We start from the raw sequence: 12,128 nt of genomic DNA, 5'->3' as shown, positions 1-12,128 counted from the left end.
ATGGAATCACCGGTATCGCAGCGCCGCACGGTCATCGTGCTGTTGTTGCTGACGTTCTCGACCGGGCTGGTCGATGCGGTCAGTGTGTTGGTCCTGGGACATGTGTTCGTCGCCAACATGACCGGCAACGTCATCTTCCTGGGATTCTGGTTCGTCCCGCATTCCGGTGTCGACGTGGCAGCGGCATTGGTCGCCTTCCTGAGCTTCGTCGTGGGCACGATGGTGGGCGGTCGGATGGTCCGCCACCTCGGCACGGTGCGCAGATGGATGTCGGCGGCGTTGACCGTCGAGGTGCTGGCGTTGACGACGCTCGCCGCCCTGGCCGGGACCGGTGTGCTGCGCTACCACGACGACACGAAGTTGATCCTCATTGCCGGGCTGGCCGTCACCTTCGGGATCCAGAACGCCGCGGCCCGGCAGTTCGGCATCGCCGAACTGTCCACCACGGTGCTCACTCAGACGATCGTGGGCATCGGCTTCGACAGCAGGCTCGCGGGCGGCACCGGCCAACGCGAGAAACTGCGCTACACGGTGGTCCTGACGATGTGTGCCGGCGCGGCCCTGGGCGCCACCTTGACGCTCTACGTCGTCGCACCTGTCATCGGTCTGGCGGCGGTCATGGTCGCGACGGCCGGTCTGGTCTTCGCGCTCGGGCCGGATGTGCGGCAGCCCGGCTAGTCTGAGCCCATGCCCACAGTTCTGGTCACCGGAGCCGGCCGAGGAATCGGCCGCGTGATTGCCGAGCAGTTGGCCGTCGCGGGATGGGACGTCATCGCCGGCGTGCGCAATACCGTCGACGGCGCGATGCTGACGGCCACCCATCCGCAGCGCATCTCATCGGTGATCCTCGATATCACCGACGCCGAGCACATCGCCGCCCTGGACGCCGCCCTGCCCGCCCGGCTGGACGCGGTCGTCAACAATGCCGGCATCGTCGTCGCCGGACCGGTGGAGACCGTGACCGCCGACCAGTGGCGTAAACAGCTGGAGGTCAACGTCATCGGGCAGCTAGCGGTGACGCAGGCCGTGCTGCCGAGGCTGCGCGGCAGTCAGGGCAGGGTGCTGTTCATCTCCAGCGTGAACGGCCGGCTGTCCACACCGATGGTCGGCGCCTACGCCGCCTCCAAGTTCGCGCTCGAGGCGGCCGCCGATGCGCTGCGAATGGAGTTGCGGCCGTGGAGTATCCCGGTCGTACTGATCGAACCGGCCCAGACCGACACCGACATGTGGCGCCGTGCGCCGGTAATGGTCGACGATGCGGAAGCGGCGCTGTCGCCGGAGCACCGGGCGCTCTATGCCCGGCACATCTCCGGTATGCGTAAGTCGATACCGGTGTCCCAGCGGATGGCGGTGAATCCGAAGCGCGTGGCCGGCGTCGTGATCAAGGCGCTCACCGAAAAGCGGCCTCGCGCACGCTATGCCGTAGGGGCCGGCCCGAAGTTGCAACTGGCTTTGCTGACACGGCTGCCGGCAACCGTCCGAGACCGCCTGCTGCGCAGCGTGATGCGCCAACCCTGATGGTTTCCTGAGCAAAAGCTTCAGACCGCACGTGAGGCGATGCTAAGTTCCTGCCCAGAACTCGTCGGGGAGGCATGGGATAGATGGCTGGCAAGCACCGCAGGACCGCACAGCGCGCCAAGCGGGTGGCAATGGTCACGGCGGCAACGGCGACGGCAACGGCGATGACGGTGGGGGCGGCCGCGCCGGCCCCGCTGCCCCGCCCCGAGGAGCACTACCTGCGGGTGGTGGAGCAACCGGTCGATCTGACCGCCGGAGTGAGTCCGTTCGGCCCGCCGGGCAGCCTGCCGGATGTCACCGGCGGCGCGGGCCGGGCCGGCTATGACTCGCTGCAGGCGTTCATCGAGGCCTACGAACGGGCCATCGCCGGTATCAACATCGGCGGCGGGTTCGGGCTGAACATCGAGGATCTACTGAGCAAGATCCCGCTCGCGTTCCTCGACGACATCCTCGGTGCGGTGCCGATCGGGCTCGAACCGGTGCTGGCACCGATCCTCGGTGCGGCCACCCCGCTGTTGATCGGCATCCTGGACCTGCTGAACATCACCGATGCGCAGGGCAACATCACGCTCTCCGCGCTACTGGGGCTGGTCGGACTGGACCTGTCGGCGCCGTTGAACCTGGCCGCTCTGAACATCCCCGGGGTCAACATCATCACCCCGGGTGAGCCGTTCACCCTGCTCAAGGCGTTGGCCGGGCTCGATCTCGGGTGGACCCCCGGAACGGCGAATGCCGTTGCCGATGCCATCAATTCGACCTCCTACCTGCAGGTCGGGGTGGAGACCCTGCTGGACTCCGTCCTGGGCCTTGCCGGTGCCGCCGTCGGGCAGATACCGCTGCTGGGACCGTTGCTAGAGGGAGTGACGGGCATCCTCATCGGCATCGACCTGCCGGACCTGAGTCTGATGGACGTGCGGATCCCGATCGTCATCGGCTACGGCTTCGGGGCGATGGCCGCGGGTTCGGCCTACCAGCAGGTGCTGGCCGACCTGGCCAACCAACCCCGGGTGGGTGGCGGTGGCGGGCCGCTGGGCAGCCTCACGCTGTTGCCGATGATCCTGGCCAACAATGTCGGTCGCGCAAACGGCGGCATGCTCGCCAGGTTCTACCCGTTGTTCGATCTGCTGGGCATCGACGTCCGCACACCCGATGTGGCCGCGACCAACGAGGGCGTAGGAATTCCGGTCCTGGGAACCGGGATCGAGCTCGGTGCGGCCAACCTGGTGCCGATCAAGATCGATGCCACCGTGCAGTACCAGCCCTTCTCCGACTTCGCGGCCTGGCCGAATCCGGTGTCGCTGTTCAACAATCTGCTGGCCGGCACCATCGGTGCGTCCTACATCCTGCGCGGGGTCGATCTCGACAGCGCGCTGGACCAGATCCTCGGTGAGGTCGGCGATACCGTCGCCGGCGCGCTCGATCTGGGCAGCCCGCTGGACATCAACATCTATCTGACCCTGGCGACCAGGACGTTGCCGCTGCTGGAGCCGCTGTATCTGATCGGCGATGTGCTCAACACCGTCAGTTTCGGCACCCTTGGCACGGTCGCCTACCGCCTGGCCAATGCGCTGTCACCGGCGTTGACCAGTCTGGTCAACCTGGGATACACCGATGTCGTACGCAATGCCGACGGCACCTGGACCAGGACCCTGGACGAAGCGGGCAGTGCGACACCGTTCATGTCCTTCCCGACGGTGGACTGGGGCCAAGCCATGAACGACGTGTTCACGTCGTTGGTCAACGGTTTCCAGAAGGAGTTCTTCAGCGCCAACCCCACCGCAGCACCGCCCAACGTCCTGGAGAACCTGGGCAAGCTGATCCAAACCCTCACCGGCGGGCTCAATCTCGGCGGACTGCAGGCCGGCATCGACGCCCTGCTCGCCTCCGCGCAACCGGCCGGCCAGTCGGCCGATGCGCAGCGTGAGACGGACGCCGGGCCTGGCGCCCTTCCCGACACCGATCCGTCGTTGGTGACGTTGTCGGTGGATACCGGCGCGGCGGAGTCCGCCGGCAAGCATGCCGCCGATCCCGGCGCGCCGATTCCCGAGGATTCGGGTACCGAGCCCAAACATGCTGCAACAGAGGGCGAATCGGTCGACACCGAGGTGTTGACTGATGACGAGGTCACCGATGGCACCGATGAGGTGACCGAAGAGGTGAGTGAAGAGGAAGTCGCCGAAGACGAGGTGATCGAGGACGTCACCGACGAGGAGGTGACCGAGGACGAGGTGACCGACGACGAGGCCACCCAAGACACCGAAGACGATACCGACGATCGGGAGATCGGTGCGCAGGACGAGCGGAAGTCGGCCGTCGAGGCGGATTCCGACGAGGGATCGGTCAGCCCGTTCGGTGGCCGCCGGAGCGCCTCGTCCGGCGTGACCACCGATCGCACGGCCACCGATGGCACGGCCACTGCGCCCGATGCGGATGCGAAGGGCGGCAACGCCGACCGTGATTCCGACCGCGCGGGTACGGGTTCGTCGGACAGCGCCGCGGCGGCCTAGCTGTCAGTACACCTGGCCCGGGATCGCTCGGCCGCGCGGATGCGCCCTCAGTTGAAGGCCAACCAGCTCGGCAGGGCGCGCTCCTTGGAGTCGCAGAGCACCTGTTGGGTGTCACACGATCCCTTGGGCACACCGGCGCCGGCCCACATGCCACCGGTGTCGCGGCGCAGCACGATCGCCGACGAGCCGCCGCCGTCCAGCAGAATGGCGGTATCAGATCCCAGGCCGCGGAACAGATCCTGGATCTGATCGGGGGTGTAGCTCCCGCCCTGGAAAACGTAGAACTCGTCGCGGTCGCGGACGTAGCCCAACGCGGTGCGGGCTGCCGACGGCCCGGGATCGTTCATCTGACCGGTGTCGCCGGGTGCCAGCAGCCCGAGGCCCGCGACGGCGACGAAGCGGGTGCCCTTGCTGATCAGATCGGTGATGACCGGGGTGGCCGCATCGAAATCGTCGGCCGAACGAGGCATCACCATGAACGGGGTGCCCGAGGTCGGCAGGATCATGGTGGCAAGGGGCGTCCAGATCTCGTTACCCCCGGACAGGCCCTGTTTGCCTGCGTAGGCCAGGGTGCCGGTCAGCGGTACGTTGAGCTTGCCGAGTCCGCGGGTGTTGTCGACATAGGCGCCCAGCGGCGAACTGCATCCGGTCGTCTTCCATGACCCGCCTTGCTGCCCGCGGATATCGAAGAAGTTGGCGTTCACCGCGATCGTGGGCTGGCCGAGCGCCTGCCACGCGGCAATCGGGGTATAGATCTCGGAGGCCTGGACCAGGCCCTCACCGGTACGGGCGCCCGGAGTGCGTTCGCAGCGCGCCTGATAGCCGTTGTGGGTGTCCACCAGGAGCCGAGGCGCCAACCGCTGCGAGGCGCCCTTGATGACCATCACGCGCCCGCCATTGCCCGCTTCATACCAACGACCGCCGGCGTCGAGCATCGGTGCGGGATACCCGCCGCCGAAGTTGTACACCAGATAGGAGCCCTTGGTGTTGGCGATTGCGGCGGCCAGCAAACTGCGGCCATCGGCCGCCGACGCGGTCGGCGCCCCGGTGCACGTTGCCACCGCCGCACCGACCGCGAGTGCGGCGGTACCAGCGAGGAAACGCCGGAGGCGGGCGGCAACGGTGGGCACGGTCATTCCTTCTGAAGCGGGACGCAGACGATCACTTTCAATCACAGCAGCAACGCTGTCAACTTTCGTCACAACCGCATCACGGTTGCGCATCGGGTTATCCGCTTGAGTGTCAGTGGCTTTGGGTACTCCTGGGCGCATCAGTCAACAGGCTGTGCCACGCGAGCTAGGAGCAGCAATGATCGGAACAATCCTCGGCGCCCTCATCGTCGGACTGATCGTCGGAGCGTTGGCGCGCCTGATCATGCCGGGAAAGCAGAACATCGGAATCCTGATGACCATCCTGCTCGGCGCCGCAGGTTCGCTCATCGGCAGCTGGGCGACCTACCAAATCGGCTACGCCAACTCCAATGGCGGCTTTGCCATCATCCCGTTCCTGGTCGGCATCGCGGTGGCGATCGTGTTGGTCGCCATCTACGTCGGCGCCACCGGGCGGCGCGGCACGACCGTCAGGTAGGCGGGGTCAGGCGGTAGATCGCGTCGGCGTAGTCATCGGTGATATACACCGAGCCATCGGGGCCGGTAACTGCGGCGACCGGTCTGCCCCACCGCGACCCGTCGGGTTCCTGGAACCCGCCGACCAAGGTCTGCTGATCGCCGAGTTCCCCGTCACGCCAGGCGAAGTAGGACACCTCGGGGGGCTGCGGATTCTGCCGGTTCCACGAACCGTGCACACCGATCAGTGCGCCACTGTCATAGGGTCGGGGCAGTTGGCCGGTGGTGAAGCTCAGCCCCAGCGGCGCCGAGTGCGCCGCGAGGCTCTGCTCGATGGGCGGCAGCACGGCGCAATCCAGCCGGGCGCCGTCGGGGTTGGTCTGCACATCGCGGATCAGCGGCAGGTTCGCCGGACCACCATCGGGATTGCAGTAGGGCCAACCCAGTTCGCGCCCGGGGGTCAGCTTCGCGACGGACTCCGGCGGGTTGTCATCGACGTAGGCGGGATCGACCTGCCCGGTCGATGGATCGGCGATGTTGTCGCGATTGTTCACCGCGGTCCACACGGCGCCGTCGGGTGCGATGGCCAGCCCGGTCCCATTGCGGACACCCGTCGAAAAGGGCTGGGCCACACCGCCCTCGGATCCAACGCGCATGATCGTCGCTCGCGGGGGTGTCGCGGTGCGGTCCTGCTCGGAGATGTTGCCGGTGGACCCGATCGAGAAGTACACCGCACCGTCCGGTCCCACCGCGACGCTCTTGAGGGCATGGGAGTAGGCACCCCGCAGGTCCGGGCTGCGCGCATCAGGCAGGTCCTCGACGACCGCGCGCGGCTCGGCGGCTGCGCCCTCGCCGCGCGGCTCGGCGGCTGCGCCCTCGCGGTAGGCGTATGAGCTGACCCGGTTGCTCTCCGCGATGTACAACCGGTCCGCGGCGAAGGTGATCCCGTGCGGTTGGGTGAGCCCGTCGAGCAACACGGTCGACTTGCCGTCCCTCATCGAAAGCACCTGTCCGGTACTGGGAATGGAGACAAGCAGTGCGTCATCGGGTGCCCAGGTCATCAATCGGGGCTTGTCCGTGCGTGCCCAGACCGACAGTGTCCACCCCGCCGGGACCATCGCCCGGCGGGGCTCGTCGAACGGTGCGGCACGCATCCCGTCGGGCACCCCGACCGCCACCTCGGCCAGTTCCGCGGAGCGCGGTGCCGACGGCGGTGCGCCCGAGGCGGTCGCAGCGGCGGTGCCCGACTGCGCGGTGGTGGGTCCGTTATCGGTCGAGCACCCGGCGACCAGCGCGACCCCCATCAGGGCGCAGGTGATCCGATGGCTAACCTGCCAGACCGGCATGCATCTCCCAGAGCAGTATCTCCGACGGTTCGGAGGCGGTGACCCGCTGGCCACCGGTCGCGGTGAGCCGGGCGGCATCGCCGTGGCCCAGTTCGCCGGCGCCCTCGAGGGTGACGGCACCGCGCGGCACGAACAGATGCAGGTAGGGCGCCTGCGGCAGCTGCACCGTTTCACCGGCCTGCAGTCGGGCGCCGTGTAGTGCGGCGTACTTGTTGCCGATCGTGATGGCGGACCGGTCGCGGTGCTCGGGCATCCCGGAGGCGATGGTGACCAGCCCACCGCGCAGGAGTTCGTCGTCGATCTCCAGCTGTTGGTAACCCGGATCACGGCCGGACTCGTCGGGAATCACCCACATCTGCACGAAGTGCACCGGCTCGCTGTGGGTTTCGCTACCGGTCAGCCGCCACGAGTCGTTCTTCTCCGAGTGCAGGATGCCGCGTCCGGCCGACATGCGTTGTGCCAGGCCTGGATAGATGACACCGGAGTTACCGGTCGAGTCCTGGTGGACCAACGAACCCTGCATGACCCAGGTGACGATCTCCATGTCCCGGTGCGGGTGGGTGTCGAATCCCTGCGCGGGGGCGACACGGTCGTCGTTGTTCACCAACAGCAATCCGAAATGGGTGTTGGCCGGGTCGTAATGGTCACCGAACGAGAACGAGTGTTTGGAGTCCAGCCACGAGATCTTCGTCGCGGCGCGGTCGGCGGCGGGCCGGATCTCCACGGATGCGGTGCGGGTCATCGATGCTCCTCGATTTCACATGCCAGCCTAGGTGGCGGCTATGGACAGCACAACTTAGATGATGTGTCATGTATTCCATGTGGTTGAACGCGCGGGAGCAGACGATGTGGCGCAGCTACCTGGAGATGACCGGCCTGCTGCAGACCGCGATGAACCGGCAACTGCAGCGGGACTGCGGCCTGTCGTTGGCCGACTACGACGTGCTGGTGGCCCTCGACGAGGCGCCGGGCTGCCGGATCGCCGATCTGGGCGCCCGGCTGGGCTGGGAGCAGAGTCGGGTGTCCCATCAACTCGCCAGGATGCGGGCTCGCGGACTGGTCGAGCGGCGCGGCGCCGACGATGACCGACGCGCCGCCGTGGTCGATCTGACAGCCGACGGTAGGGCGGCGCTGCAGGCCGCCGCACCGGCGCATGCCACCCTGGTGCGTGCGGTGGTGTTCGACGGGATGACCGAGTCGCAGGCCCGCGCGGTGCAACAGTGGCTGTCCACGGTCCTGAGGCGGCTGCGCTGAACGACAGCGGGCGATCCGGCGGTGGTCCTGGCTACCATCGGTCCATGAGCCCGGCCGACGAGGACTACCCCGGCGCGCCGGACTTCGACGACATCTTCGACGATGTCGAGGAGATCCCGCCGCGCCCGAGCAAGCGCGGACCGGTGGCGATCTTCCTGCTCGGGTGGCTGTGCCTACCCTTCTTCGTCTACCTCCTCGGCGAATTGCACAGCCCGTTCTACGAGATGGCCTGTGTGGCGATGCTCGCCTTCGTCGCGTTGTTCATCTGGGCCATGATCCGGGTGGTGCGGACCTTCTGAGGTTGGAGATTCTCGGTCGGCCTCAACCCACCGGTCGGGAGGCCTTAGTCTGTCGACGTGGATATCAATGGAGCTAGCGCAATCGTCACCGGTGGCGCGTCGGGTATCGGCGCCGCCTCCGCACGTCAGCTGGCGGACCGGGGTGCCCGGGTCGTCGTCGCGGATCTCAACGCCGAACGCGGTGAGGCCCTCGCCAAGGAGATCGGCGGTGTGTTCGTCACCGTCGACGTGACCAAGACCGACCAGATCCTGGACGCGGTCAACACCGCCATCGACCTGGGCCCGCTGCGTGCCCTGGTCAACTCGGCCGGTATCGGCTGGGCGCAGCGGACCATCGGCAAGGACGGCGAGTTCGACTCGGCGCACAACCTGGACGCCTACAAGAAGGTGCTGGAGATCAACCTGGTCGGCACCTTCGACTGCATCCGGTTGGCCGCGACCGCGATGAGCCGCAACGAGTTCACCGAGACCGGTGAGCGCGGCGCCATCGTGAACCTGACCAGCGTGGCGGCCTTCGACGGCCAGATCGGCCAGGCGGCCTACTCGTCGTCCAAGGGCGGCGTTGTCGGCCTGACCCTGCCGGTCGCCCGGGATCTGTCCGCCGCGGGCATCCGCGTCAACACGGTCGCACCTGGCCTGATCGACACGCCGATCTACGGTGAGGGCGAGGCGTCGGAGGCGTTCAAGGCCAAGCTGGGGCAGTCGGTGCTCTTCCCGCATCGTCTCGGCAAGCCCGAGGAACTGGCCTCCATGGTCATCGAGTTGATCACCAACTCCTACATGAACGCCGAGGTCGTCCGCGTCGACGGCGGCATCCGGATGCCACCGAAGTAGTCCCGGTAGTAGTCCCGGTACCGAACGGAAGCCCTCGCACCATACGGTGCGGGGGCTTCTTGTATTCCGAGACGGGGCGGTGTGGCGTCGCTCAGTCGAGCAAGCCGATCGCGTGCTGGAACACCAGCCGCGCATGCAGTTCGAACAACTCGACGAAGCGCTGAGCGTTTCCGTCGATCTCGTTGGCGATGAACAGGCCGTCGGCGCCGGCGATCAGATAGGTGGTCAGTGCCTCGACCTTGTCGTCGGCGAGCCCCGGTGCGACCGCGCGGATGATGTTGGCGAACTGGTCGAATGCGTCGGCGCGACTCTGCAGGAACTTCGTCTTGGCGTGCCGCTCGGCCGGACGGCGGTCGAGAGCGAGCTTGAGTCCGAGGCGCAGGAAGTCCGGCTCCTCTTGGAGCGCCTTGGCGACCTGGAGCCCGATGTGGCCGGCCCAACTGTCGGCATCGCCACCGGTGGGCAGGCGCAGCGCACCGGCCCACCGCTGGTAGCTGCGGTCGATCACCGCGGCGATCAGATCGTCCTTGTCGGTGAAATGCCAATAGATCGATGTCGGCGGTAGTCCGCTGGCCTTGCTGACCGCCGAGATCGTGGTCCCGTCATAACCGCGTTCGGTGGCGACCGCGGTGGCGGCGCCCAGGATGCGCTCCCGGGAACGGTCGCCGTTCGCGCGGGTGCGACGCGCCCGCTGCCGGGATGCCGGTGCCTGCTCGCGGTCGGTCGCCTCGTGGTCGGTCACGTGATCAACGATCTCACGTAGGCAAATCCTCCTGCCGCCGTTAATGTATATATCACTACATTAAATGAAGGGCGGGCAGCCGTGACCACTGCATATCAGGGGCCCAATCGCAGGACATTTCTCGCCATGGCGGGTGTGTCCGTCGCCGCGGCCGCCGCCGGGTGTGCCGCGAAACCGGCTGTCACGCCGGCGACCCCGAAGACCGGTCTGCCGTCCGCGGCCAGACACAACATCGTCTTCGTGTTCACCGATCAGGAGCGCTACTTCGACGAGTGGCCGTCCGGGATGTCACTTCCGGGCCGGGAACGCCTGCGCGCGGACGGTGTCACGTTCACGCAGCACTATTGCCCGGCCGTCATGTGCACGAGCTCCCGTGCGGTCATCCTGACCGGGCTGCAGACACCGGACAACAGGATGTTCGAAAACGTCGACATGCCCTACGTCGACTCGATGAGCACCGACATCCCGACCATGGGCGACATGCTGCGCAAGGCCGGTTACTACACCGCCTACAAGGGCAAGTGGCATCTCAACAGTGCCTTCGAGACCGAGCAGCCCGACCGTCTGTTCACCGAGGAGATGGAGGCCTATGGGTTCTCCGACTACGTCTGGCCGGGCGACGTGCTGACCCACACCCTGGGCGGGTACCACTACGACAACATGATCGGCGGTAGCGCGGTGTCGTGGCTGCGCGATCAGGGCCGCACGCTTGCCGACGAGAACACGCCGTGGGCGTTGTTCGTCAGCCTGGTCAACCCGCACGACATCATGTACTTCAACACCGATGCTCCTGGGCAGAACGTCCAGGACAACGGCCGGTTGTTGATGGAGGCCGCCCGGGCGCCGGAGAACGAGCTCTATGCCAAGGGCTGGTATACCGCGCTGCCCACCAGCCTGACCCAACCGATGAATGAGCCGGGGCGGCCCGCTGCACATGGTGAGTATCTCAAGGCGTGGGGCTACGCACTGGGCACCATCCCGCCAGAGGAGGAGCGCTGGCGCCGGTTCTCCGACTTCTACCTCAACAGCATCCGGAGTGTGGATCAGCAGCTGCAGATGCTGCTCGGTGAGTTGGACAACCTGAAGCTGACCGACAACACCATCGTCGTGTTCACCAGTGACCACGGTGAGATGGGCGGTGCCCACGGCCTGCGCGGCAAAGGGCCGTTCGCCTACCAGGAGGCCATCCACCTGCCTTTGCATATCGTGCACCCGGATGTAGCTGGGGGGCAAGATGTTTCATCGCTGACCGGTCATATCGACCTGGCGCCGAGTCTGCTTTCCTTCGCCGGGGTTGCGGCGGGTAACCTCGGTGAGGTGGCGGGCCGGGACCTGCCTGGCCGGGATTTCAGTGCGGCACTGGGCAATCCGCAGGCCGCCGACGAACACACGGTGCGCGAGGCTGTGCTGTTCACCTATAGCGGGCTGGCCACCAACGACAGCGAGGCCATCCGGATCGTCGCCGACGCCAAGGCTGTCGGAAAGAATCCCAAGCAGGCGATGGCCGCGGCGGGCTACCGGCCGGACCTGAGCAAGCGGGGCAGCCTACGGACAATGTTCGACGGGCGGTACAAGTTCACCCGCTACTTCGCGCCCACCCAGCGCAACCGGCCGCAGAACCTCGACGAGTTGTACAAGTTCAACGACGTCGAACTGTTCGATCTTCAGGAGGATCCTCGTGAGATGACGAACCTGGCGGCCACCAAGGGCGAGAACGCCGAGGTGGTGATGGCGTCGAGCGCCAAACTCGAGGCGCTGATCAAACAGGAGATCGGCGTCGACGACGGTCGCGAGATGCCGCATTTCGACCATATCGACTGGACGATCGACCGCCTCGACCTTTGATCGCCCGGCTTACCGCCAGTCGGCTTCCCCGGGGCGGATGGCATCGCGCGCCTTCGCGCCGACGGCCATTGTCATCGGGCCTCTCTGCGGATGCGAAGGGCGCAGACGATAGATGGCCTAATTGGCAGTAACAGTTAAATTTGCTTAATCAGTAACTTGAGAGATCTATCAGCAAACTTTCGGACCTAGCGATACGCGAACAAGTGAACGTCGAAAAA

At 66.5% G+C, this 12,128-nt stretch carries 12 protein-coding genes; 8 read left to right on the top strand and 4 right to left on the bottom strand.

Annotation, left to right across the window (positions count from 1 at the left end):
• From G154_RS21645 to G154_RS27325, 3 genes are all read left to right on the top strand, one after another.
• A complete protein-coding gene (locus tag G154_RS21645) occupies nucleotides 1-678 on the top strand; it encodes a YoaK family protein (RefSeq protein ID WP_019514197.1) in 678 nt (225 codons plus the stop codon).
• Nucleotides 679-687: 9 nt separating this feature from the next.
• Entirely contained in the window at nucleotides 688-1,518 is an 831-nt protein-coding gene (locus tag G154_RS21640; RefSeq protein WP_019514198.1) for an SDR family NAD(P)-dependent oxidoreductase, read from the top strand.
• An 83-nt stretch (nucleotides 1,519-1,601) separates the two neighbouring features.
• Nucleotides 1,602-4,025 (top strand): PE-PPE domain-containing protein, encoded by a 2,424-nt coding sequence (locus tag G154_RS27325; RefSeq protein ID WP_110807231.1) that lies wholly within the window; start codon nucleotides 1,602-1,604, stop codon nucleotides 4,023-4,025.
• Between the two features lie 47 nt (nucleotides 4,026-4,072).
• On the opposite strand, the gene G154_RS21630 is transcribed toward G154_RS27325, so the two are convergent.
• The gene (locus G154_RS21630; protein ID WP_023985066.1) at nucleotides 4,073-5,155 is read right to left on the bottom strand and encodes a phosphodiester glycosidase family protein; all 1,083 of its coding nucleotides are present in this window, start codon (nucleotides 5,153-5,155) and stop codon (nucleotides 4,073-4,075) included.
• Nucleotides 5,156-5,333: 178 nt separating this feature from the next.
• Between G154_RS21630 and G154_RS21625 the strand changes: the two genes are divergently transcribed.
• Complete coding sequence (locus tag G154_RS21625) at nucleotides 5,334-5,612, top strand: GlsB/YeaQ/YmgE family stress response membrane protein (protein ID WP_019514201.1); 279 nt, start codon at nucleotides 5,334-5,336, stop codon at nucleotides 5,610-5,612.
• Here G154_RS21625 and G154_RS21620 read toward each other — a convergent pair.
• Both G154_RS21620 and G154_RS21615 read right to left on the bottom strand, forming a co-directional pair.
• On the bottom strand, nucleotides 5,605-6,936 hold the full coding sequence (locus G154_RS21620; protein WP_019514202.1) for a sorbosone dehydrogenase family protein: 1,332 nt from the start codon (nucleotides 6,934-6,936) through the stop codon (nucleotides 5,605-5,607). The genes G154_RS21625 and G154_RS21620 overlap by 8 nt on opposite strands.
• On the bottom strand, nucleotides 6,917-7,678 hold the full coding sequence (locus G154_RS21615) for a pirin-like bicupin family protein (protein WP_019514203.1): 762 nt from the start codon (nucleotides 7,676-7,678) through the stop codon (nucleotides 6,917-6,919). The genes G154_RS21620 and G154_RS21615 overlap by 20 nt, the downstream gene beginning before the upstream one ends.
• A gap of 68 nt (nucleotides 7,679-7,746) precedes the next feature.
• Here G154_RS21615 and G154_RS21610 point away from each other — a divergent pair, with 68 nt between their 5' ends.
• The 3 genes from G154_RS21610 to G154_RS21600 are packed head-to-tail and all read left to right on the top strand — an operon-like array spanning nucleotide 7,747 to nucleotide 9,323.
• Nucleotides 7,747-8,190 (top strand): MarR family winged helix-turn-helix transcriptional regulator, encoded by a 444-nt coding sequence (locus tag G154_RS21610; RefSeq protein ID WP_019514204.1) that lies wholly within the window; start codon nucleotides 7,747-7,749, stop codon nucleotides 8,188-8,190.
• A 44-nt stretch (nucleotides 8,191-8,234) separates the two neighbouring features.
• Complete coding sequence (locus G154_RS21605; RefSeq protein ID WP_019514205.1) at nucleotides 8,235-8,489, top strand: hypothetical protein; 255 nt, start codon at nucleotides 8,235-8,237, stop codon at nucleotides 8,487-8,489.
• A 57-nt stretch (nucleotides 8,490-8,546) separates the two neighbouring features.
• Nucleotides 8,547-9,323 (top strand): SDR family NAD(P)-dependent oxidoreductase, encoded by a 777-nt coding sequence (locus G154_RS21600; RefSeq protein WP_019514206.1) that lies wholly within the window; start codon nucleotides 8,547-8,549, stop codon nucleotides 9,321-9,323.
• A 91-nt stretch (nucleotides 9,324-9,414) separates the two neighbouring features.
• On the opposite strand, the gene G154_RS21595 is transcribed toward G154_RS21600, so the two are convergent.
• Entirely contained in the window at nucleotides 9,415-10,065 is a 651-nt protein-coding gene (locus G154_RS21595) for a TetR/AcrR family transcriptional regulator (protein ID WP_019514207.1), read from the bottom strand.
• 81 nt (nucleotides 10,066-10,146) lie between these two features.
• On the opposite strand from G154_RS21595, the gene G154_RS21590 reads away from it, so the two are divergent.
• On the top strand, nucleotides 10,147-11,910 hold the full coding sequence (locus G154_RS21590; RefSeq protein WP_031601242.1) for a sulfatase-like hydrolase/transferase: 1,764 nt from the start codon (nucleotides 10,147-10,149) through the stop codon (nucleotides 11,908-11,910).
• Nucleotides 11,911-12,128: the final 218 nt, after the last annotated feature.

This window comes from Mycobacterium sp. VKM Ac-1816D, assembly GCF_000416385.1.
Lineage (GTDB): Bacteria > Actinomycetota > Actinomycetes > Mycobacteriales > Mycobacteriaceae > Mycobacterium > Mycobacterium neoaurum_A.
The sequence above is the reverse complement of the archived record's forward strand: the minus strand, read 5'-3'. Positions and strand labels throughout refer to the sequence as shown.